The organism is Weizmannia sp. CD-2023, assembly GCF_036225245.1.
GTDB classification, from domain to species: domain Bacteria; phylum Bacillota; class Bacilli; order Bacillales; family Bacillaceae_C; genus Weizmannia; species Weizmannia faecalis.
On sequence record NZ_JARTJQ010000061.1, the window covers coordinates 18,708 to 40,741 of the forward strand.

Annotated in this window: 18 protein-coding genes, 9 tRNA genes, 1 rRNA gene and 1 pseudogene; 7 read left to right on the plus strand and 22 right to left on the minus strand. The window is 43.0% G+C overall.

The genetic code is table 11. The features are described from left to right. Positions 1–149 precede the first annotated feature (149 nt). Complete coding sequence (locus P9687_RS08545; protein ID WP_014096447.1) at positions 150–881, plus strand: NAD-dependent protein deacylase; 732 nt, start codon at positions 150–152, stop codon at positions 879–881. Positions 882–1,008: 127 nt separating this feature from the next. Here the strand turns inward: P9687_RS08545 and P9687_RS08550 are convergent. Continuing rightward, positions 1,009–1,247: pseudogene (locus P9687_RS08550) on the minus strand (hypothetical protein); the annotation flags it as partial. Between the two features lie 70 nt (positions 1,248–1,317). Then, positions 1,318–2,187, minus strand: a complete 870-nt coding sequence (locus tag P9687_RS08555; RefSeq protein WP_035182783.1) for a LysR family transcriptional regulator — start codon at positions 2,185–2,187, stop codon at positions 1,318–1,320. Positions 2,188–2,384: 197 nt separating this feature from the next. Here P9687_RS08555 and P9687_RS08560 point away from each other — a divergent pair, with 197 nt between their 5' ends. The 5 genes from P9687_RS08560 to P9687_RS08580 all read left to right on the plus strand — a co-directional run bounded on the left by P9687_RS08560 (position 2,385) and on the right by P9687_RS08580 (position 8,521). Then, positions 2,385–3,527, plus strand: coding sequence for an MFS transporter (locus tag P9687_RS08560; RefSeq protein ID WP_035182786.1), 1,143 nt, complete (start codon positions 2,385–2,387; stop codon positions 3,525–3,527). A gap of 640 nt (positions 3,528–4,167) precedes the next feature. Next, complete coding sequence (locus tag P9687_RS08565) at positions 4,168–4,803, plus strand: glycine-rich domain-containing protein-like (RefSeq protein WP_328228887.1); 636 nt, start codon at positions 4,168–4,170, stop codon at positions 4,801–4,803. A gap of 92 nt (positions 4,804–4,895) precedes the next feature. Continuing rightward, positions 4,896–6,107 (plus strand): MFS transporter, encoded by a 1,212-nt coding sequence (locus tag P9687_RS08570; RefSeq protein ID WP_328228574.1) that lies wholly within the window; start codon positions 4,896–4,898, stop codon positions 6,105–6,107. A 627-nt stretch (positions 6,108–6,734) separates the two neighbouring features. Beyond that, positions 6,735–7,661, plus strand: a complete 927-nt coding sequence (locus tag P9687_RS08575) for a WD40/YVTN/BNR-like repeat-containing protein (protein ID WP_104851081.1) — start codon at positions 6,735–6,737, stop codon at positions 7,659–7,661. After that, positions 7,658–8,521 carry a hypothetical protein gene (locus tag P9687_RS08580; protein WP_035182809.1) on the plus strand — a complete coding sequence of 288 codons (864 nt, stop codon included), beginning with the start codon at positions 7,658–7,660 and terminating at the stop codon, positions 8,519–8,521. Before P9687_RS08575 ends, P9687_RS08580 begins: the two co-directional genes overlap by 4 nt. A 195-nt stretch (positions 8,522–8,716) precedes the next feature. On the opposite strand, the gene P9687_RS08585 is transcribed toward P9687_RS08580, so the two are convergent. The 9 genes from P9687_RS08585 to sigW all read right to left on the minus strand — a co-directional run bounded on the left by P9687_RS08585 (position 8,717) and on the right by sigW (position 18,962). Next, positions 8,717–9,469 (minus strand): acyl-[acyl-carrier-protein] thioesterase, encoded by a 753-nt coding sequence (locus tag P9687_RS08585; protein ID WP_061566279.1) that lies wholly within the window; start codon positions 9,467–9,469, stop codon positions 8,717–8,719. A 184-nt stretch (positions 9,470–9,653) separates the two neighbouring features. After that, positions 9,654–10,175, minus strand: coding sequence for a ClbS/DfsB family four-helix bundle protein (locus P9687_RS08590; protein ID WP_035190176.1), 522 nt, complete (start codon positions 10,173–10,175; stop codon positions 9,654–9,656). A gap of 92 nt (positions 10,176–10,267) precedes the next feature. Continuing rightward, entirely contained in the window at positions 10,268–10,693 is a 426-nt protein-coding gene (locus P9687_RS08595) for a hypothetical protein (RefSeq protein WP_026683805.1), read from the minus strand. A 1,205-nt stretch (positions 10,694–11,898) separates the two neighbouring features. Continuing rightward, positions 11,899–13,701 carry a glutamine--fructose-6-phosphate transaminase (isomerizing) gene (gene glmS / locus P9687_RS08600; protein ID WP_014096453.1) on the minus strand — a complete coding sequence of 601 codons (1,803 nt, stop codon included), beginning with the start codon at positions 13,699–13,701 and terminating at the stop codon, positions 11,899–11,901. Positions 13,702–14,165: 464 nt separating this feature from the next. Beyond that, positions 14,166–15,518 (minus strand): phosphoglucosamine mutase, encoded by a 1,353-nt coding sequence (gene glmM / locus P9687_RS08605; RefSeq protein ID WP_014096454.1) that lies wholly within the window; start codon positions 15,516–15,518, stop codon positions 14,166–14,168. 36 nt (positions 15,519–15,554) lie between these two features. Beyond that, positions 15,555–16,805: a CdaR family protein gene (locus tag P9687_RS08610; protein WP_014096455.1), complete on the minus strand. Its 1,251-nt coding sequence runs from the start codon at positions 16,803–16,805 to the stop codon at positions 15,555–15,557. Beyond that, a complete protein-coding gene (gene cdaA, locus P9687_RS08615; protein ID WP_014096456.1) occupies positions 16,798–17,625 on the minus strand; it encodes a diadenylate cyclase CdaA in 828 nt (275 codons plus the stop codon). Before cdaA ends, P9687_RS08610 begins: the two co-directional genes overlap by 8 nt. Before the next feature lie 146 nt (positions 17,626–17,771). After that, a complete protein-coding gene (locus P9687_RS08620; protein WP_014096457.1) occupies positions 17,772–18,386 on the minus strand; it encodes an anti-sigma factor family protein in 615 nt (204 codons plus the stop codon). Positions 18,387–18,398: 12 nt separating this feature from the next. Then, on the minus strand, positions 18,399–18,962 hold the full coding sequence (gene sigW, locus P9687_RS08625; RefSeq protein WP_014096458.1) for an RNA polymerase sigma factor SigW: 564 nt from the start codon (positions 18,960–18,962) through the stop codon (positions 18,399–18,401). A gap of 175 nt (positions 18,963–19,137) precedes the next feature. Here sigW and P9687_RS08630 point away from each other — a divergent pair, with 175 nt between their 5' ends. Next, a complete protein-coding gene (locus P9687_RS08630; RefSeq protein ID WP_014096459.1) occupies positions 19,138–19,311 on the plus strand; it encodes an aspartyl-phosphate phosphatase Spo0E family protein in 174 nt (57 codons plus the stop codon). A 104-nt stretch (positions 19,312–19,415) separates the two neighbouring features. On the opposite strand, the gene rocF is transcribed toward P9687_RS08630, so the two are convergent. From rocF to rrf, 11 genes are all read right to left on the minus strand, one after another. Further along, the gene (gene rocF / locus P9687_RS08635) at positions 19,416–20,315 is read right to left on the minus strand and encodes an arginase (protein WP_014096460.1); all 900 of its coding nucleotides are present in this window, start codon (positions 20,313–20,315) and stop codon (positions 19,416–19,418) included. A 320-nt stretch (positions 20,316–20,635) separates the two neighbouring features. Further along, positions 20,636–20,707 (minus strand) — tRNA-Gly (locus P9687_RS08640). 40 nt (positions 20,708–20,747) lie between these two features. Further along, positions 20,748–20,820, minus strand: a tRNA-Lys gene (locus P9687_RS08645). Positions 20,821–20,867: 47 nt separating this feature from the next. After that, positions 20,868–20,939, minus strand: a tRNA-Gln gene (locus P9687_RS08650). A gap of 64 nt (positions 20,940–21,003) precedes the next feature. Next, positions 21,004–21,088 (minus strand) — tRNA-Tyr (locus P9687_RS08655). A gap of 5 nt (positions 21,089–21,093) precedes the next feature. Further along, positions 21,094–21,169: transfer RNA gene (locus tag P9687_RS08660), tRNA-Thr, on the minus strand. Positions 21,170–21,176: 7 nt separating this feature from the next. Continuing rightward, positions 21,177–21,249, minus strand: a tRNA-Val gene (locus P9687_RS08665). 11 nt (positions 21,250–21,260) lie between these two features. Then, positions 21,261–21,335, minus strand: a tRNA-Glu gene (locus P9687_RS08670). 11 nt (positions 21,336–21,346) lie between these two features. Continuing rightward, positions 21,347–21,419 (minus strand) — tRNA-Thr (locus P9687_RS08675). A gap of 6 nt (positions 21,420–21,425) precedes the next feature. Beyond that, positions 21,426–21,497 (minus strand) — tRNA-Asn (locus P9687_RS08680). Between the two features lie 7 nt (positions 21,498–21,504). Beyond that, positions 21,505–21,620 (minus strand): 5S ribosomal RNA (gene rrf / locus P9687_RS08685). Between the last annotated feature and the right edge of the window lie 414 nt (positions 21,621–22,034).

A 22,034-nucleotide genomic window follows, 5' to 3' on the forward strand; every position in this document is an offset into this window, starting at 1 on the left:
AAAAAAATGGGAGGGCACTCTGACATCTAAATGTACACTTTGAAATGAAAATGTAGGAGGTTTATATTCGCTTTTTGAAGTTTTCTGGCAGGTAGCGTACAATGATTTGTAGGGAAACTTATCTAACATAAATAAGGAGAGCGGATTTCATGTTAGAAGATTGGTTAAAGTCATCCCGTCATACGGTCGTCTTTACCGGAGCAGGGATGTCAACCGAAAGCGGACTACCGGATTTTCGTTCAAGACATAACGGACTGTGGAAAAAGAAAGATCCAAGTCAAATTGCCAGTACGAAAGCCCTGAATGAAAATGTCGAAGCATTTATCGCGTTTTATCGGGAACGCGTATTAGGTGTAAAAGAATTTGGACCGCATCAAGGTCATTATATTTTAGCCAAATGGGAACAGCAAGGGTTCATTCGCTCAATTATTACTCAAAACGTGGACGGCTTTCATCAGGAAGCGGGCAGTAAGCGGGTCGCTGAATTGCATGGGACCCTTCAAAAAGTCCATTGCCAAACGTGTGGAAGAGAATATAGTAGTGAAAACTATGTCAATAACGATTTCTACTGTGAATGCGGCGGGGTGCTACGACCAAATATCGTATTATTTGGTGAAGCGCTGCCACAAGAAGCTTTTCAATTTGCTCTGGAGGAAGCAGAGAAAGCAGACCTTTTTATCGTCTTAGGTTCCTCTTTATCCGTTACACCTGCCAACCAATTTCCTTTAATCGCCAAAGAGAACGGTGCAAAATTAGTGATTGTGAACATGGAACCGACCCAATTTGATCGGTATGCCGATCAAGTGATTCATGATAAAAAGATCGGTCAATTACTTATAGAACTGGATAAAAAGATATCATCCCCAATTAAAAAAGTGTGAAAATTCGATAGGTAAATATTTAGTAATTAGAATTATATGTTTGAAGGTATTGCTAAAAGTGGAATTATAATTGCCTGTTTTCGGGTTGTTATGGCCATACTCCCCCCTCCCCACATTTGCAGGCGTTTCAATTTCCAGTATTCCGTTTCAGCTTCGACACCCAGTCAATCAGCCGTATACTTTGAAATATTTGCCGGAATGCCTTTTTATGAGCGTATATTTCACAAATGTTCAAGATGACATTCGTACGCCAGCCGCATAGATAAATTCCCTTTGGAAACGATTGATCGTATAAGAGCGATACGCTGGCGTACAGTATTCTTTTTTAAAGATCTCAAATAAATTTTTTAAAAAAAGTTTGATCATTTTTTACTTCTGGTATTCCACAATCGTGTAGTTAATAGAACAAGTATTCATCAATTTAAGACGACTATACCTAGATCTTCTCATTAGCATGCTTCGCCAAAAATTGATAAAGTTTTAATCCAAGTTTAGCATTTTTAGTAGCCAGTGAAATTGACCTCTTTTTCCCAAAATCTATAATCGGCAAAGCGAAAAGTTGTTGATGATCGATATGTTTAGCACTTATTTCAGGAACAATTGTGATGCCCATTCCAGCCATTACGGCTCCAAAAATAAAATCACCAAAAGCTACTTCACTAATGATATTAGGCTTGTAACCCAGCGAATCCATTTGTTCTTTAATCCGCCTTCTTGTATCACAAGGAGCTTGATGAACAATGAGGGGTTCTTTGCATAGATCAACAAGCTGAACCGTTTTTCGTGATCGAAGACGGTGGTCTATGGGAAACACCGCATAATAAGGCTCCGTAAACAATTCCCAACTCCACAACGATTCCTTTGTACTCAGGGTATCGATTAAGACAACGTCAAGTCTTCCTTCCTCTAATGATTGTACAAGTTCATCTGAAGTGTTTTGAATCATTAATGTTGTTGGCTGATCCAAAGAACGTAACTCCTTAATTCTCGAGGGTAAATAATAAGTGGCCAAACTAGGTAGACTTCCTATCGCTATTGGTGCCGTCCGGGAAAACTGTCGTAATTCTTGACGAATCGAAGCTAGCTCATCTATGACTGGTAAAATCCGGGTGCGGAAATGTTGACCAGCCTCCGTTAGTTCAATGCCGGTTGACGTTCTATGAAACAACACGACGCCAAGTTCATTTTCCAAATTTCGTATATGCTTGCTCAATGCTGGTTGAGAGATGTTGTTGGATTTTGCGGCTTTAGATAAACTTTTTTGTTTCGCAGCCTCCACAAAACTTTGCAGCCACTCCGTATTCATTCACTTCACCTTATTCCGTTATAACTATTTGTTATATCCATCTAACACAATGATTATTCCTTTTATCCTGTCCTTGTAGTAATCTTGCACATATAGGGACCCATTCATTGTAACATATTGGTTTATCCTATACGAAGAAATATCCAAATAGTTAAATATTTAACAAGTATATAATAGAAGATTTGAGGAGGGGTAACATGAGGAGGGTATTTCTTCTTACCATAGGGATGTTTACGCTTGGGTTTGATGCCTATGTAATGGCTGGTTTGTTACCCGATATCGGGGCAACATTTAAAATCATCGATTCGCAGACGGGACAGGCTGTGACCATCTTCACACTTTGCTTTGCGCTCGCCGCTCCGATTTTCGCAACATTATTGGCCGGAAAACCAACACGTAGCATATTGGTACTGGCACTTGCGGTGTTCTCATTAGGCAATGCGGGCAGTGCACTGGCACCGAATTTTCTCTTTCTGCTTATTGCTCGTGCCATTGCAGGGATCGGAGCTGGTCTTTATTCTCCGCTTGCCACGGCAGCCGCTTCATCTCTTGTTTCCGATAAGAAGCGCGGACGTGCCTTAGGTATGACATTAGGCGGTATGAGCATGGGGACGGTCGTGGGGGTTCCACTCGGATTGATAGTTGCTGCGCATGCAGGTTGGGATGGGACGTTATGGCTCATTACGATACTTGGTCTCATTGCTATGATTGGGATTGTCATCTGGTTTCCAAACATTCCAGCTTCGCCCCCACCGTCATTACGGCAACGTCTTGCAATGCTGGCCAATGGAAGAGTAACAGCAACGGTTGGCATTACTTTTGTGACAGGCATTGCAAGTTTGGGGCTTTATACGTATATCGCTCCAATCTTGCAGAACTTGGATGGAATCCATTCTGTTACACCATATCTTTGGGCGTGGGGCATTGGTGGTGTTGTCGGCAGCTTATTCATTGGTACTCTTATTGATCGAATAGGACGTCCAGGCTGGATTACGGGCGGTATATTAATTCTATTAGCATTAGCCATGTTCAGTCTGCCGTTAGGTCTTAGAGTTCCTATTCTAATGTTTCTACCCTTCTTTATTTGGGGTGCAATGGGATGGGCTTCACTAGCCCCTCAACAGCATGTATTACTCGAGCTACAGCCTAAACACGGACCCGCTGTTGTCGCTTTAAACAGTTCCGCCAATTATTTAGGGAGCTCAGTAGGGTCTGCGCTTGGAGGGGTTGTTATGGTAGCTGGATTGACACCTTCCCAACTTCCATTTGCAGCCGGCTGTCTTGTGCTAGTGGCTTTACTAGGACAATTGGTGATTTTATCAACAAAAAGAAAGGGATAGAAAAATTGAATTTTGATTAAAAAAGACCATCTTGAAAACGAAAAAGGATGGTCTTTCTTGCCTCCTCTTAGAAAAGGATCAACCCCGCAACCTTTCTTAATAAAATGGTCTTATGTCGTAAATGACCTTTTTCTTGGGTCCAGATCATGATGAATGCCAATGCAATGTCATTCACCGACAGTCTTAAAAAACTTTTTCAATTCCCCTCCTAATCTGCATCGAGGATAGAAATTACACTGGTCAAAAGAAAAACTGAACCCGTTTTGGATCCAGTTTGAATTTGGTTTTCAATTGAATTTTGCCTGCCAAATCGGACTGTTTTCCTGTTGAATCCGGGACTGGCTATTTAGGACCTGTTGAATAAGCAAAAATTACAGATTAAAGAAGGATTTCGGCTACTTTTCGCGAATATAATGTGTAAGGAAAGCTGTCGGCAAATAGTTTCAATATGTAAAATGGGACACGGAGACCATTGGAATTATTTGGTACAAAAAGTTCTCCGTTACTTTTGAGCAGATAAGTATCTCCCTTTAAGGCAAGTCCTATAAGGTTGACATTTATTTGATGAACATACACATAAATTTCGGTAAGCCCTCATAGTTATAGTGATGTAGGAAATAAAATATGGGAGGTAAAGTATATGAGCAAACATTTTCCAAATGTGAGCGTGGACTTAATCGAGGCGGCTAGGAGGAGTGATGGGGTTTTAAGTAGGTTATCAGAAGAGGAACTTACATGTATAAAAAACAGATACTTGAAATTCCTATATTTAGTGAAAAAATATCCTCACACCTCAATCTGCCCTACGTATGATATTGACGAAATGTGGCACCTTCATATTCTTCATCCACAGAAATATTATAATGATTGCATGGATTACTTTGGTTGTATTTTAGATCATAATCCTGGTTATGGCAAAGAAGAATCTGAGCTTCCTCATTTATTGAATATATATAGGGAGTCTTTGAAAAAATGGTCCGTTGAATTTAAAGAAGACTATAATATACCGTTATCAGATAAAGTTAAAGAACTAGCCAAAAATAGCACGAATGCTGAAGTAAAGACTTGCTATAATGAACCATTGAAAGCTGGAACCTGCTACAATGAACCGTTGAAAGCTGCGACCTGCTACAATGAACCATTGAAAGCTGGAACCTGCTATAATGAACCGTTGAAAGCTGCAACCTGCTATAATGAACCGTTGAAAGGTGAACAAGAAAAAAAGACTTGCTTAAACGAACCATTAAAAACTGAACAAGCCAAGGTTCAGATTTAAGGTGAAAAGTCAGCAAACGATTGTTTATAAGGCAAGCCTATTTTAATTTAGGCTTGCCTTTGGCCATAAAAGCATTTTTTGGGGGTGCCAATATGTTAAACAACGCAGTAAACAGATTAATACTTGTTGATACCATTAATACGCTAGGTACCGCAATAACATGGACCGGTCTTCCCATTTTTGCCCTCAATCTAACAGGCTCATTCCTTTATGCCGGAAGTTTGTACCTTACAGAAACGATTGCGGGAATAATATCTACCATTGTAAGCGGACATTTTATAGACAAAGTATCTTCTAAAAAGATGATATTTACTTCCTTTTTTCTTAATTGCTTTGTTATGATAACATTATTTTCATTACTATCATTTAAACATTTTATTATTTTTTTATTCCCTTTGATGATCTTATCCCAATCACTTGGGCATTTTGCTAATCTGTGTCTTGAAGTATGGTTTAGAGATTTGACAATTAAAGATCCAAACATAGGATTAGCAAGGGCAATAAGCAAGAAAAACACGTTTACTACAACTTGTAAGACTGTAGGTTTTACTATCGGGCCACTCATTTTTGGTATTTTAAGTTCGTACGCCATTCTCATAGACTCTGCTTCTTTTCTCGTGTGCGCGTTTTTAATCATGAGGTTTGATGAAAAAATTCAAATCGAACACTCGCATGATACTGCATGGTTTTCCTTAGCATATTTGAAAAGGACTTTAAAAGATAAAATACTGCGGATTTACTTTTTCTCACATTTACTAGGTGGCATGATTGGCCCCGTAATGACGGGCCTTTCGGTGTATATTTTGGAAGGACATTTTAAAGTAGCTGACTTTGAAATATCGATTTTTTGGCTCGTTGGTGGTGTTTTTGTGATTTTATCCAATATGATATTATCAAGATCCAGTCTTTTATTCGCTTCAAAGGTATTTTTGTATTTTCTAACTGTCTTTTTGGTATGTGGGGGCATTGTTATGATGGGAGCCTCCTTAAACTGGATATTCTTTATAGTTGGATTTGCCATTATGACGATGGGAAACCCCGTAATAAATAATTTGCTCTCAGCTGAAACCTTTAAAGCGATCCCCCAATATGAAAAAGGTAAAGTAATGGGCGTGATGGAGGCATCAGCAGATCTAGGCACCCTTTCTTTTATGATCATTTCTTGGGGATTAATAGAAACCTTTGGGATATTTATAACTTGTATGATAATCGCCGTTATGGCCATCTTACGGATTACCTTGTTTTATTCTTCATTTAAGATAAAATCAGATATCCCGATAGAGAATATAACAAAAAACCTTTAGGAGAATATGTCAAACTCTTTGGAGAAAGCCACCAAAAACGCTGCCGGTAACATGGTTATCGGCAGAAAACACCAAAATGACCATATATTTTACGAATCGTTGCCATCCCCCTTATTACTCTAAAGAGGATCCAGGGTTAATTTTGGGCAGAGTTTCTTTTTTCTTGACTATATTCCGCAACTCCATTTTTTCAAAAACTACAAAATTGAGGGAAACCGACTAAAATTTGTATTCTTCTTTAAATAAAAAACACATTTGATTTTCAAGACAGAAGTGATATAATTCACCTTAAAGGTTCCTCTTTCTGGTTTAGTAGTTTTTGTCAAACCTAATTATACCAGAGGTTCGAGGCACCTTTTTATTTTAAGCTTCTATTTTACTTTCGTAATTCAGAAGAAAAAAACTGGCAAAGGCTTAACATACAAATTCTTTTCTACCGAATTGACCCGATTGAAAATTGCAGGCGCGGTTTGAAAATGATCGTATTTTTGTTTATCTGATACCAAGAATAAGTGACCGCGATTAACCGAATTCGGCCGCTTATTTTAAGTACTAAACACTTACAAAGCGTTCTTATGTTTGACGCTTTTTAAGCCTTCGGACTATTAAAAAATGAAGGTGTATAAGATGAAAAAATTCGTCTTTATGGTGGCCGGAGTGATCATCATTGGTTTCATCATCATGACAATCTCGTTCTATAAGTCCCAGCGATTGCCCTCTCCTCCATTTGATCAAACGATTGATGAACAATACGGCGACGGCGCGCCATTAAAGCCTAAACAAACAACGCCACTTCAGCCGCATTATATGGATGAAAAGAATGGCTATGCGTTAACAAACAATCAGCTTAAGATTACGTTTGATAAGGGCGGCCATTGGGTCACCGTCCCGGTAAAAAAAGATCAGTTATTTAAGGGGGAATATAACGGCAATGAACAAGAACTCATCGAAAATAGCTATGTTCTCACGGCAAAACGGGCGGCATTCCTCTATTCAGATGAATCAGAAGATAAGGAAACGTTACTCATTTATACGCTTGACCAAGGCAAAACGTGGCAGCGCGCGGTTGTTGAAAAAGACTTTCCCGGCATACGAATTCGAAAAGTCGCGTTTCTGAATGATCGTTTCGGTTATGTGATTCTTACCGGCTATCGGACCATGTCACAAGAAGGTTCAAATGCTTATTTAACCTATGATGGCGGTAAGACTTGGCATATCACCGGCTTTACAGGGGATTCGCGGCTGCTTTCTGACGGTGGATTTATCGATGAATCAACCGGATTTATGTCTTATGGGACGATTGATCCTGAGGAACCGGATTTCCATGTGACGCAAGACGGCGGAAAATCGTGGAAGAGGGCGGAAATAAATATACCGGCAAAGTATCATAAGATCTTTGTGACGGCTGAAATCCCCAAAAAAGAAGGCGATCACCTGGTCCTACTTGTTAATCAAGGTCCCAATGGCGATTATAAGGGTGGAAAAGTTAAAGGCAAGTTCATATCAAAAGATAATGGGTTGACATGGGAGTTTTCGACGGAGGTAGGCGAATGAGCCAGGTAAAAGGATTATATATCAAAGTGACCGGGTGGATGCTGCTTCTTTTCGCCGTTGGTTTCTTTTGTTTGCAAATGGGCTGCCTATATGCGCATGAAAGATTTCAAGCGGAGTATGTCGATGACAGGCTCTTTTACTTCATCAATATCCTTTGCTTCATCTTTTTAGCGCTGGCCATTATACTTCTCCTGAAACCTTCAAAAATATGGCTTTGGGCTATCAGTGGCTTGGCTGTCGTCTTCATCCTTGCAAGTGGAGGCTTGCTTGTTGCGAGTAACAAGGAAATAAAAAATATCACAAGCCTCTCGCCCGATTACAAACATGTGGTGTCGATCAAAGAAAAGACGAAGTCCGGCGACGCCGTCTATCTAAGGTCTTATTTCGGTATCCTTGCGCGGCCAAAAGAAAGACTGCCCTATAAGACAGACGGGGTGTTTAAGGTCAAATGGCTCGCCAACGATATCGCCGCAGTGACTTATAAGACAGCTGACGGAAAGATCGAGCAATTCATTGCGACATACGGTGACCGGTCAGATGGTCGTTCCTATTATTATGTCGGGTCGGAAATCCAAGGCAAGTGGCAAGGAAAAAATACCAAAGTGGTAAGCGATACAAAAGGGATAACGGTTATTGTGGGCGGGCGTACAGAATTTTTTGATTGGCGCCATATCAAACAATTTGGTACGCTTGCCATCGTTTTAGAGAAACAAAAGCAGGCGGTTTGGACGATTTCACTCAATGATAATTTTGTCGTTCCCGCATTATCTGGAGTGCCGAAAACCGGCGACATAAGTTTATATCAAGCGACGATGCGAGATAATAAACCAATCATTCTGCATGATCAATCGCAAAAGTGATGATATGGCTAACGATTATAACCGAATCTCAATAGGATTCGGTCATTTCTGAAACCAAACTTTAACAATAAAACTCGTTCTGCCAGACTTAATTAACTTGGTTATGGCCAATTGGTTCATCCTTTTGAAAAATAAGACAACACAGACACCATGATCTAAAGGAATTTCTGTACTTGGACCCTGATTGAGAGCCCCTTAATGAATCGTGATGTGCGATTTAAAAATGGTATGATGATCGGTTTGATTGATCCCCTCAACATAAAGCTCGTGCTCGTCCATTTTGGAAATATCTTTGTATAGTGTAATGGAATCTCCCGGCAAGGCTTCTTGATTGAAATTGATCTCTATTGTATGAATGGGGTGCCTTTTGTGAAAATCCGGAAGAAAGCAATCCATGATGTAATCGACATATTTGGAGTTATTGAGATGGCCGTTAAAATCGATATCACTGTATCCAATGACTTTTTGATAAGCGGGTTCTAATCCGCCAAAATCTTTGAACTTCCCAAATTTCCCTTCAATAGCGCGTTCCGTACGGTTTTCAGGGTAGTGGATGTTAATTGATTCTGTTCGTTTAATTTTCCGATCGTTTAAACCCATGACGACCCATTTTGATGCCGCTTTTATGATGACCGCTCCGGTGTGATCTTTGACAAGAAAGTCGCGGTCAAAATCAATCTTGCTTGGTTGAAGCGGCCACGTTTCAATCGTGATGTTTTCATCCCAAGTAGGATGGCGCAGGATATCCACGCGAATGCGGGTTAAAATCCATGCCACCTTATACTTCTTCTCCAATGTTTCAATACCATAACCAAGATCCTCGGCAGCGAGACTGGCAATGTCTTGAAACAAGCTGAACAATGCACTTAGCTTTAACTTCTTTGTAAAGTCAACATCCCTAAGTTCTATATGATACTGTCCTTTATATAGAGATGATCCGTTCGCCATATTGAAAACTCCCTTAAAATAAGCTGCCCTTATTTTACCATATTCGTTCGAAGACGAGCAGAGACAGCGCTTTACCGTATGTGGAAAATTTTTCTCGATAGGTTATACCGGCTACTTCAAGTCACTCCTTTTGTACCCTTTCGGCTGCGAAAGGTCTCTAAATTTATTTGATCCTGCAAATCCATTAAAAATTATATCCCTTTATCTTTTTCCATTTTCTAATTTTAGTTCTAAACGTTTTAAATGGCGCTACTGTATTGATATGAATCCACTTCCAAATTGGCCAATTGGATGGTGTTGAAGACGCCCACTGTCTGCCGCCTTGCTCAAATAATTCTTGGTCATTATAGCTTTCAACCAATTGAATGATTTTATGAACATCCTGATTAAACAGTTCAATTAACGTTTCAATCGAATCATTTGCATATTTATCATAAAAGCTCTGATAAAGCCCCCCTAGGTTATTCCATTTATAATCTGGCGCAGGTGTTATTACATTTTTTCCCTCTTTGTTATCTTGTTCCCATGATAATATTAAATTTAACCATCCCAGTTGGTAAGCAATCATCTGGGATGGCGTTCTATCCACTCCGTTTACAAATACATCTTTATCAAGATTATTAATAGAACGGAATTCATCAATAAATAACTTTGCACTCTTAGTAATTTCATCAATCAAGGCTTTTTTACTCTCATATTTTGGCAATCGTAATACCCCTTACCGAGTTTTGAGTGTTCATGCTTTTATTTTTGCTTTAAACCCTTGTAGAACAAGGGGTGAGAATAGATTTCGGTATTTCAACTTTTAGATAAAATTTCTTTTGCAACTGGAAATTCACCTATTTTGTCATACTTCTGAAGCAATTGTTTTGAGATTTCAATTGGATATTCTTCTTTTTCATTTTGAGTAACACCTAGTACATTACATAATCCAGAATGAAATTCTTCTAAATTTGGAACTTTACCTTCTTGCATATACTCTTTTTGAACTTTGAGAAGGAAAAATGAAATCTCAGCTCGCTCTTCACCACTTAAATCTTTTTTTACAGCAATGCAATCAATATCTAATAATAAATTAGGAGATATTTTTTGATTTTCAATAATTTTTATTAAAAGGCCTTCTAAAAGTTCAACCTTAGAATTTAAGTTATAAACTTCTTTATCTAATCTTTCTACCTGGTTCTCCAAATTTTCAATCACTTGCGAGGTATTTTTAGCATCCATACTTATTCTCCTATCTTTTTTTAAACGAGACTAAAGATTTGAATCACTTTTACAATGGCTTTAGCACCAAATCTTGCAGCTGTAGCTCCAAGTGGTCCCTTCATAGCATCGTATTAAAGTTTCTTTTAGTTTACCTTATCTAAAGCTTCTAATTTACGTAGAGCAGGTTTTACATGACTATGCATAACGCTTCCTACTTTTTTCACAGCTGTTTTACCAAAATATTTACCTACTAGATTAGTAATAGGAGTAGTACTATCAATTGCCCATCTTAAAGCCTTCTTATTTATGTAAGTTGGTTCTGATTGAGTAGACATCTGACCGTTAATAGATTGAATACCAGGATCTACTGCAAGAGATGAAGCTTGAGCTTGAGTTGCCTGACTTTGTTGTACTACAGAAGATGTGGTTTCACTCGGTTTCTCAGCAGCAAATGCTGCGGATCCTGAAAAGATACTTGAAGTACCACAACAAATTTTACCATAAAATAATATTATTGGTACCTATTTTTTGATATTTTAGATATATATTACTATTTATTCCCCTGTAAAAAAGTCCTTCCCCGCCAAAATCCCCCTTTCCTCTTACTCCCCCAAGGCTCCAACCGCATTTTGATGACCGCTGGCAATGTTAAAAAGTTGGTTCCCAAAACGCCTGATTTTTACCAGAAATTAGGTTGCTGGGTTGTTCAGCATAGTCTGGAAATGTCAAAAAGTTCTTCCCTGATTAGAGAAAAAATATTGGAGAAATGACGGAACTGAGCTGGCTGGGAACCACATGAAAAAGGACTGAGAATCGCCCAATTCCATACAGTGGAGCTTCTAACGCTATAGGATTAGAGAACGGCGGAGCCCATGCGGGACAAAGGATTGGGGCCGCTGTACAAAAGAAAAACTGGACCCGTTTTGGATCGAGCCCGAGTTTGTCTTTCTATTGAATTAGGGTTGAAAATGACCCGGAAAACAACCATATTTGCCTGCTGAATTGGCCTGGTCTCCTGCCGGTCAGGTACCAACTATTTAACAGCGGGTCCCAACTTTTTTGCAGGGGACGGACTTTTTAACAGGGAGATACAAGGCCTCATCCAAAGAAGCCGGGCCAATAAAATCGCCTTGTTTTACCTTGTATCATCCCTTCAATCAATCATTTGATTAAACAAAAAGCCCAGGAAAACCAGTCATTCTGGCTTCCCCGGGCTTTTTTGTTTATTCGACTGTGACCGATTTGGCCAAATTTCTCGGCTTGTCGACGTCGCAGCCGCGGTGCAGTGCTGCGTAATACGCAAGCAACTGCAATGGTACAACTGAGATAAGAGGTGTCAATAATTCGTGTACATGAGGAATGACGAAACGGTCGCCTTCCTCATTCAGGCCTTTCATCGAGATCACGCAAGGGTTGGCCCCGCGGGTGACAACTTCCTTGACATTGCCGCGGATGCTCCAGTTGACGTCTTTTTGCGTAGCAAGCGCGACAACCGGTGTACCGTCCTCAATCAGGGCAATTGTGCCGTGTTTGAGTTCGCCCCCTGCAAAACCTTCCGCTTGAATATAAGAGATTTCCTTCAGCTTCAGTGCGCCTTCAAGGCAGACAAAGTAGTCCATCGAACGGCCGATGAAGAAACAATTGCGGGTGACCGTCAAGTAGTCATATGCCATTTGTTCAATTTCTTCTTTTGAACCACACAGCACTTCCATCGCATTTGCCACAAGTCCGAGTTCATGTACCAGGTCGAAGTCTTCGCTGAAACCACGCGATTTTGCCGCTACATCAGCAAGGATCGCAAGGACGGCAATTTGCGCCGTATATGCCTTTGTCGAAGCAACCGCAATTTCCGGTCCTGCATGAAGCAATAGGGTATAATCCGCTTCACGGGACAAAGTCGAGCCCGGCACATTGGTCATCGTCAGCGTCTTGTAACCCAATTCTTTCACTTTTACAAGCACGGCACGGCTGTCGGCTGTCTCCCCGCTTTGCGAAATAAAAATGAACAGCGGTTTTTCTGACAAAAGCGGCATATTGTAAACAAATTCACTGGATACATGGACTTCAACTGGAATTTTCGCCAGCTTCTCAATGAGCTGCTTGCCAACAAGGCCGGCATGGTAGCTCGTGCCGCATGCGATAATATAAAGCCGGTCAGCTTCGGTTACGGCATCGATAATTTGGCTGTCAACAGACAATTTGCCGTTGATATCCTGGTAAGCCTGGATAATTTTCCGCATCACGAGCGGCTGCTCATCGATTTCTTTCAGCATATAATGCGGGTACGTACCCTTCTCTATATCGCTTGCATCGATTTCTGCTTTATACGGTTGGCGGGTGATCGTTTCACCGGCAAGATTCTGGATGGTGACTTGCCCGCGGGTAAGGATGACCATTTCACCATCTGCCAGTTCGATAAACTGGTCTGTCACTTGCAGCATCGCCATCGCATCGCTCGCTACCACATTAAAGCCGTTGCCGACGCCTACCAAAAGCGGGCTTTTATTTTTTGCCGCATAAATCGTATTGCCGTCTTTTTCGTCCAAGAGGGCAAGCGCATAAGAACCCTTTAAAAGCGTCAGCGTTTTCCGGAACGCTTCCGCCGTTTCAAGGCCTTCTGAAGCAAATTTTTCCACCAGTTGCACGATAATTTCCGTATCGGTATCACTTTTTAAAGGAACATCCGTGAGATACTCTTTTTGCAAAAGCGTGTAGTTTTCGATCACGCCGTTATGCACAAGCGTAAAACGGCCGGATGCACTTTGGTGCGGGTGGGCATTTTCTCTGCTCGGAACCCCGTGGGTTGCCCAGCGTGTATGGCCGATGCCGATCGTTGCCGCAATTCGCATATCCACGATCCGGCGCAAATCTTCAATCCGTCCCTTTTCTTTAAACACATGCACGCCGGCTTCATTCCGGAGAGCGATCCCTGCAGAATCGTAGCCTCTATATTCCAGCTTCTCCAAGCCTTTTAACAAAATTTCCTTCGCATCTTCAGTACCGATATAACCAACAATACCACACATTTGTTCTTCCTCCTCGGATCACAAGGGGGCAAGAACTACCGGGAGCAGTCCTGCCCCCTTATCTCTTGAAATTTTTGTAAAACTTCTGATCCGTTTTCTCTTCCCACATGCTTTTCCCTTTGTCCGCCGGGTCGCCCCGCCGATTTGTGGAAAAACATACGGCTGTGTGTGGCAGCCGGGAGGCATCCGCCGAAAGCTCGATACTCCTCCTCCTCGTCAACTGGACCTATCCGTCCCAGGCCCAGTTCTGGCGCTTTTAGAAAAAAATCGCAAACGATCCTCCTTTTCTGTAAAGTGAAGAGAAAACAACATCATTATCATAGCGTATGCGTGATACTTCGTCAACATATTTTACCATTCTCAACATAAAATATGCATAAGAGGGTTGTTGCGTGCCCCCTTATGCACAGGAAAAAATAATTCTTTTCAGCACCAATTGAAAAGCCGGGATGGATTTTTTAAAATTATTCTCTTAAACCCATTTCCGCTTCCACTGCCCCGGCAATCCGGGAAACAAACCGGCTGCAGTCTTCCGCCGTCTGTGCTTCCACCATGACACGCACAAGCGGCTCTGTTCCGGAAGGGCGGACAAGAACACGCCCGTTTCCGGCCATTTCCCTTTCCACCTCATCAATCACCGATTTTATTTTTTCGTTTTCTAAAACATGGTATTTATCGGTTACCTTTACATTCACGAGTTTCTGCGGGTACTTTTTCATTTCCGCAGCCAGTTCGGAAAGCGGCTTGTTCGCGATTTTCATAATGTTGATCAGCTGCAGTCCGGTTAAAAGGCCGTCCCCGGTCGTGTTATGGTCAAGGAAAATAATATGGCCCGACTGCTCACCGCCCAAATTAAAGCCGTTTGCTTTCATTTCTTCGACAACGTACCGGTCACCGACAGCCGTTTGAACACTGTTGATGCCGAGCGCTTCAAGGCCCTTATGGAAGCCGAGATTGCTCATTACAGTAGAAACGACGGTATTTTTCTTTAAAAGCCCTTCTTGTTTTAAGTATTTGGCACAAATATACATAATCTGGTCCCCGTCTATGATCTGGCCTTTTTCATCAACAGCGATCAACCGGTCGCCGTCGCCGTCAAATGCAAGCCCGACATTCGCGCCTTTTTCCTGGACGAAAGCAGCAAGCGCTTCCGGATGCGTGGACCCGACCCCGTCATTAATGTTCAGACCGTTCGGGGATGCTCCCATTGTCGAGACATCTGCATCAAGATCAGCATAAAGATATGTCGCCAGCGAAGAAGTCGAACCGTTGGCACAGTCAAGCGCCACATGAATACCGGTAAATTCTTCATCCACTGTCTGTTTTAAGAACTGCAGGTATTTTTGGCTGCCTTCAAAGTAGTCGCTGACAATGCCGAGATCTTTCCCGACCGGCCGCGGCAGGTCATCCGTGTCTTGATTGAGCAGTTCTTCGATTTCCGCTTCCTCATCATCCGACAGTTTAAAACCATCGGGGCCGAAAAACTTAATGCCGTTATCTTCCACCGGGTTATGCGATGCCGAAATCATGACGCCGGCCTGCGCCCCCAATGCTTTTGTCAAATAAGCAACACCCGGCGTGGTAATCACGCCAAGCCGCATTGCTTCCGCCCCGATAGACAGAAGCCCGGCAACAAGCGCCCCCTCAAGCATCTGCCCGGAAATGCGCGTATCGCGGCCAATCAGAACTTTCGGCCGCTCATTCGCATGCTTGGTCAAAACATATCCGCCGAAACGTCCCAGTTTAAAAGCAAGTTCAGGTGTGAGTTCAGAATTTGCTATGCCTCTTACTCCGTCTGTACCAAAAAATTTCGTCATCAGGTTTCGCTCCTTCTTTTCCGCATATCAGTTCTGTTATTCTGTCTTTTGTGCTGCGTCACTTATGCGTATTTTCGCCTTTTCACCGGAAAGCCTCCACGTTACATTTTTCGGGCCCGATACAATATAGCTAACGTCATGGTCCCCCTCCTTCAGACCGGACAGATTGATCGAAACGTTAAAATCAGAGGCGGAAATCTTGTCCAAATCGCTCTTTTTCCCGTCTGCAATAATATCAATCGTTCCGCTCTTTGGAGAAAGGAAATCCATTTGATAGCCGGCAGCCAGTCCTTTTTCCTTAATCGGAATATTGCTCAGCGTTTTCTCATCCTCATTCTTTTTTTCTTCCACTTTGATGGTCGCTGTGACCATTTCCGGATCCACCTTATTGATACCGTCCGGAAGAGTAATTGGAACATCAATGGTCGTATCTTTCGTAATTTTGCTGATGTCGATGTTAACCGGCAGCGTCTCAATCCCGGCAAGGCGGGCACTGGTGCCGTAGATGGTCACCTTCTTCGGATTTGTCGTGATACTTGTTATTGTCAAATTGTCGCGGTTACTGCCAACCGGGTTAATGGAAATCGGGACGGTTTTGCTCGGATTGGTCACATTCACCGAGACATTCACTTTATCCGGGTTGACCGAGACATCCAGTTTATTTAAATTCCGGTCGAGGACATTCACTGTCGCGGCCCTCGTAAAACTTTCCGTAATCGGCTTGCTGATTTCCACTGTCGCTTTTACATAACTGATCCTGTCAATGACGTTTTTCGCCCCGGTAATTTTCACAGTACCCGGCTCCACAGCAGGCACAGATGCTTCATACCCGGTTGCCAGCATATCTTTGTCGTATTCTGCCTCAACGTTGAAAATTTTGGATACTTTTTCTTGTACCGATACGGTAGCATACGTACGGTTGAGTTTGTATTTCAGTTTATCGGAAAGATCTTTTACTTTCAATTTGGCTTTTTGCTTGCCGATTTGTGCATTGCTTAAATCCATGTAAACGGTGAAATCCCTAGCGGCTTTCACCTGCTGGACGATGACTTTCGGGCCGGTTACAGTCACGTCCACCGTTTTCGGTGCGCCTGATACAACAAGGTTTTTATTATCATAAATCAGCTGGACCGGCATATTTTCAATTACGCCACTGCTGTTTTTTGTGGCGGAACCGATAATTTTATTGCCTTCGCCGTTTTCCACCGCAACTGAAATATAAAGCAGGATGGCTAAAACAAGCGCCAGCACCCTCATAAACCAACGATTGTCCATCAGTTTATCCATGTTTTCTCACCCTCCAGTTCCATTTCGACAAGGAAGGCTCCTTTGTTTTCTGGGTATAGTTCAGTTCGGCTTCCAGCATTTCCTGCAATTGCTCCAGGCTTAAATCCCTGTGAAGCTCGCCATTCTTCGTGACCGTTATCCCGCCCGTCTCTTCGGATACAACCACCGTCAAACAGTCTGTTACCTCACTGATCCCGACCGCGGCCCTGTGCCTTGTCCCCAGTTCCTTCGAAATAAACGGGCTCTCGGAAAGTGGCAAATAGCAGGCTGCTGCCGCCACTTTCCGCTTCTGGATAATCACGGCGCCATCATGAAGCGGGGTGTTCGGAATAAAGATATTAATCAAAAGTTCAGCCGACACAACAGAATCAAGCGGAATACCGGTTTCGATATAATCGCCTAATCCTGTTCCGCGCTCAATCGAGATCAGGGCGCCGATTCTGCGTTTCGCCATATAGCTGGTCGCCTTGACGATCGCTTCAACGAGGTGGGCCTGCTCATCTTCTTCCTGGCCGTTCGTTCTTGAAAAGAATTTTCCCCTGCCGAGTTGCTCAAGGGCCCGCCGCAACTCCGGCTGGAAGATAATAATCACGACCAGAAATCCGTATGTAAGTGCCTGATCCATCATCCATGCCAGCGCCTGCAACCCGAGCAAGCTGCTGAGACTCCTGACGATGATGATCACAAAAATGCCTTTCAAAAGCTGGACCGCTTTTGTTCCGCGGATCACCATTAATAATTTATAGATGACATACCAGACGACCAATATATCCACAATTTTGGAGAGATAGCTCCAGATGGGGAAATCAGCAATATGCATGACCCTGCCTCCATTAATTCATCAATCTTCATATCCTCTGTCTTCAACTGTTCTATTATATCATTTCCCACGGCGAAATAGCAGCTTTTGTATATCTGGAAAAAGAAACGGGAACCGGATCCGGCCCCGCTCCAATATATTTATATTCATTTCAAATGCTTCCATGCATCCTGTCCTGTATCTTTTATTTTATACCAAATCCATTCAAAAACTTCATTAATTTCTTCCACATTTCCGGTAACGTCCCCCGCGGAGGCCATATATTCATTTCCCCGGACCACCGTCACATTCCCTTCCACTTTCCCTTCAATCCGGAGATCGCCGTTTGTTACCGTAATGTCCTCTTTAATCACTTTTCCCTTCGGCACAATTGCGGTATGCCCCTGGACAATGATGTCTTTGTTTTTCGTTACGGAAAACTCGTCCGGGTTATGCCACTCGGAAAACATCGCGCCTGCCATTAAAATGAAGAACAAGCCGGCGGAGGCGAGAAACGGATGCATTTTCAACCAGCGGCCCGCCCCGACCCGCTTTTTCTCCCTTGGAAGATTTTTCATAACGCGGCCTGTAAAACCGGGAGGCGCCTGGACATTCGGAAGGCTTTGCACGTAAAAGATGCTTTTTTGCAGCTCATAAAAATGCTGTCGGCACGCGCGGCATGTTTCCAAATGGTACTCGAGCATTTTTTTATGGTCTTCCGGAATGTCTTCATCTAAGTATTCATGCATATACAGTACAATTCTCTCAGAACATGCCTCCATATTTTTCCCTCCTCACAGCCTGCCCAATTGCTTTCGCAGCGCTTCACGCCCGCGGTGGATTCTTGTTTTTACCGTTCCCAGCGGAATGTCCAGCATTTCGCTGATTTCATTTAAAGATAATTCTTCAATATACTTTAAAACGATAATAATTCGGTATTTTTCCGGCAATTTTAAAATTTCTCGCTGGATCATTTCCTGCATCTCAAGTGTCTCCACCTGCATATCCGGCAGCTTTTCCTCCGCCGGTACGGTTGAATAAAGGGTCAGCCCTTCCGTCCCGGAAATTTCCGCATCCAGATAAAAATCAGGTTTCTTCTTGCGGATCCGGTCAATACACAAATTAGTAGCAATCCGGTACAACCACGATGAAAATTTCCGTTCCTGCTTAAAACTTTTAATATGGATATAGGCGCGGATAAATGTTTCCTGCGCCAGATCCTCCGCTTCGGTGCGGCTCCCGATCATGCGGAAACAGATTTGGAATACTTTATCTTTATATAATTCAACGATATCATTAAAAGCATTTTGGTCACCCTTCATGACCTGCTTAATTTTTCGGTTTACAGTTGCTTCCATTTTCCCCCTCCGCCCTGTGCGGTACGTTATTTTTACGGTTTTCTCCTGAAAAGGTTTCAAAAAAAAGTAAAAAAATGTTCAAGTCTATTGTAGCAAAGTTATGGAAAAAATGTTTAAATCTTTAGTAAAATGGATATAAAATATTACAAATTTGAATATGAACGGGGAGTCAGGGATGAACCAGAAAAGCCGAGCCTTAATGTTGGAAATTGAGGAAAAAAGACGTGAAATGATTCAGCTCGCTTCGACCACTGCATACTGGGATGACCAGGTCTTACAGGCAAGCAGGCATCTGGACCAGCTCATCAATCAATTTAACAAATTGAAAAGCAGTAAACTTCAGGGATAAGTGAACAGAACACCCATGGAATAGATTTAAATAAAAAAAACGGCAAAACATCATTTGCCGTTTTTTTATTTGCAGTGCCGGATACCGGCCGGCAGGGGCTATTTTTAAAGAAGTTTTTTTCCAAACAATGTTTCAATCAGGCGGACAGCTTTTTCTGCCGTTTGATTGCGGCTGTCAAGGATCGGGTTTACTTCAACAACCTCGGCTGAAACAACGGCATCTGCATCGTGCAGCATCTCCATGGCGAGCCTGCTTTCGCGGAAATGAATCCCGCCGTATACAGGCGTTCCCACACCCGGGGCTTCTTGCGGATCGAGCGCATCTAAATCGAACGACAAATGAATGCCATCCGTTCTTTCTTTTAAATAGTTAATACTTTCTGTCATGACACTCTCCATCCCGAACCGGTCAATTTCAGCCATCGTGTAGATTTTTATGCCCAGATTACGGATGAAATCCTTTTCCCCTTCGTCCAAATCCCGCTGCCCGATCAGGACAACATGCTCCGCTTTCAGTTTTGGAATATAGCCGTAAACGCCCGTTAAAGAAGCATGCCCGTGCCCGAGGCTGGCGGCAAGCGGCATGCCGTGGACATTTCCGGAAGGGCTTGTCTCAGGAATGTTCATATCCGCATGCGCGTCAAACCAAATGACGCCGAGATTTCTGTAATGCTTGCTGATGCCGGCAATTGTGCCAATGGCAATACTGTGGTCGCCACCAAAAATAAGCGGAAACCGGTTGCTTTTTACAATTTCATCTGTATGCTCTGCAATGGACTGGCTTGCTTTTGAAATCGATTTCAAATTTCTCGCATTGGCTTCGTCATCAGGGAGCTGCTCCGCCCTGCCAATTTCAATATTGCCCAAATCGGTAACCGCGCAGCCGAGTTTCTCTAGCCCTTCTTTCACACCTGCATACCGGATCGCCTGCGGGCCCAGATCCACCCCTTTATATCGCTGCCCAAGATCCATTGGAACACCCATTATTGTAATATGTTTCTCCATCAGACTGCCCCCTTCCCTTCTCTCTATATATCATTGTAAAATTGTTTTCCAATTGGCTCAACTGTACAAAATTCTGTATAATTATACAGAAGAAATGGGAATTAGCTAAAATATCCTCCTTCAGACGGCAGTCAAACATTCTTGTTCACTGATTTTTTAGCTTTGCAGGTGGGGGCTTCTAAGGTAATTGCACCACTAGATTAAACATCAACCACCCATTAACAGACAATGAAGTGTACATGATGTTAAAACAATTTACAGATAAATAAAAAACGCTCAAAATCCTCTTATAAAAAAGGGTTTTGAGCGTTTCTCTTTGAAGCGGAAGACGGGACTCGAACCCGCGACCCACACCTTGGGAAGGTGTTGTTCTACCACTAAACTACTTCCGCATATTTATAGAATACCACACACTTTAAAAAAAGAAAAGAGTGAGCCATGCAGGATTCGAACCTGCGACCCTCTGATTAAAAGTCAGATGCTCTACCAACTGAGCTAATGGCTCGTAAAAATCTATATATCAAATGGCTACGCCAATTCAATAGCAAAAGGCTGGGCCAGCTGGATTCGAACCAACGCATGACGGAGTCAAAGTCCGTTGCCTTACCGCTTGGCTATGGCCCAATTATCTATAGTATGAACCCTCTCACCAAAAAAATGCACCAAAGTGCATGTCCAAAAAAATGGATGGTGGAGGGGGACGGATTCGAACCGCCGAACCCTGAGGGAGCGGATTTACAGTCCGCCGCGTTTAGCCACTTCGCTACCCCTCCGTAAATGGTGCCGGCCAGAGGACTTGAACCCCCAACCTACTGATTACAAGTCAGTTGCTCTACCAATTGAGCTAGGCCGGCATAAAAATGGAGGATGACGGGCTCGAACCGCCGACCCTCTGCTTGTAAGGCAGACGCTCTCCCAGCTGAGCTAATCCTCCAAATATGTAAATGGTGACCCGTACGGGATTCGAACCCGTGTTACCGCCGTGAAAGGGCGGTGTCTTAACCGCTTGACCAACGGGCCAAAAAACTATAAGCTTCCAATCGGGCTCGAACCGATGACCTCTTCCTTACCATGGAAGTGCTCTACCTGCTGAGCTATGGAAGCATATAACTCCGCAGGTAGGATTCGAACCTACGACCGATCGGTTAACAGCCGATTGCTCTACCACTGAGCTACTGCGGAATATCGGGCCCGGCAGCGTCCTACTCTCGCAGGGGGAAACCCCCAACTACCATCGGCGCTGGAAAGCTTAACTTCCGTGTTCGGGATGGGAACGGGTGTGACCTTTCCGCCATCGCCACCGGACCTCAATGACAAAAATCATTATAGCAAAGTTTCCATTGCTTATCAACAGGAATTATGTGATTCCCTGAAAACCGGATGGGAGAAAAAACTGTAAACGGAGAATGCGTTTCTAACTTTGAGAATTGTCTAGCTCCAGCGCCTATCGGCTAGCGTATTTCTACGCTTTCTCCCTACGATAAGTCAACATCGGCTCGCCTTTAGGGGCTCGCCGTGTTTCCTTTATCTCAGTCGAAAGCTCCGAAATCCGTACGCCGATGACCGAGGCGCTTCCGCTTTTCTATTGTCCAGCTCCGGTGCCTAGCCCCTCGAGGTCGAATAACCTGCCCGTCACGGAGCCAAAAGACGGCTCCATGCCGGTCAGAACATTCGCTTGTCGGGGCTAAACAAGGCACCTCCGCTTTTCTATTTGGTTAA

Bases quoted from the DNA above. Each gene is read 5' to 3' on its own strand.
- cdaA (WP_014096456.1), bottom strand. From the start codon at position 17,625: ATGCATATTGCTGATTTCCCCATCTGGAGCTATCTCTCCAAAATTGTG.
- P9687_RS08555 (WP_035182783.1), bottom strand. From the start codon at position 2,187: ATGAATACGGAGTGGCTGCAAAGTTTTGTGGAGGCTGCGAAACAAAAA.
- P9687_RS08545 (WP_014096447.1), top strand. From the start codon at position 150: ATGTTAGAAGATTGGTTAAAGTCATCCCGTCATACGGTCGTCTTTACC.
- P9687_RS08630 (WP_014096459.1), top strand. From the start codon at position 19,138: ATGAACCAGAAAAGCCGAGCCTTAATGTTGGAAATTGAGGAAAAAAGA.
- P9687_RS08580 (WP_035182809.1), top strand. From the start codon at position 7,658: ATGAGCCAGGTAAAAGGATTATATATCAAAGTGACCGGGTGGATGCTG.
- sigW (WP_014096458.1), bottom strand. From the start codon at position 18,962: ATGGAAGCAACTGTAAACCGAAAAATTAAGCAGGTCATGAAGGGTGAC.
- P9687_RS08570 (WP_328228574.1), top strand. From the start codon at position 4,896: ATGTTAAACAACGCAGTAAACAGATTAATACTTGTTGATACCATTAAT.
- P9687_RS08575 (WP_104851081.1), top strand. From the start codon at position 6,735: ATGAAAAAATTCGTCTTTATGGTGGCCGGAGTGATCATCATTGGTTTC.
- P9687_RS08620 (WP_014096457.1), bottom strand. From the start codon at position 18,386: ATGGAGGCATGTTCTGAGAGAATTGTACTGTATATGCATGAATACTTA.
- P9687_RS08565 (WP_328228887.1), top strand. From the start codon at position 4,168: ATGAGCAAACATTTTCCAAATGTGAGCGTGGACTTAATCGAGGCGGCT.
- P9687_RS08585 (WP_061566279.1), bottom strand. From the start codon at position 9,469: ATGGCGAACGGATCATCTCTATATAAAGGACAGTATCATATAGAACTT.
- glmM (WP_014096454.1), bottom strand. From the start codon at position 15,518: ATGACGAAATTTTTTGGTACAGACGGAGTAAGAGGCATAGCAAATTCT.
- rocF (WP_014096460.1), bottom strand. From the start codon at position 20,315: ATGGAGAAACATATTACAATAATGGGTGTTCCAATGGATCTTGGGCAG.
- P9687_RS08560 (WP_035182786.1), top strand. From the start codon at position 2,385: ATGAGGAGGGTATTTCTTCTTACCATAGGGATGTTTACGCTTGGGTTT.
- P9687_RS08610 (WP_014096455.1), bottom strand. From the start codon at position 16,805: ATGGATAAACTGATGGACAATCGTTGGTTTATGAGGGTGCTGGCGCTT.
- glmS (WP_014096453.1), bottom strand. From the start codon at position 13,701: ATGTGTGGTATTGTTGGTTATATCGGTACTGAAGATGCGAAGGAAATT.
- P9687_RS08595 (WP_026683805.1), bottom strand. From the start codon at position 10,693: ATGGATGCTAAAAATACCTCGCAAGTGATTGAAAATTTGGAGAACCAG.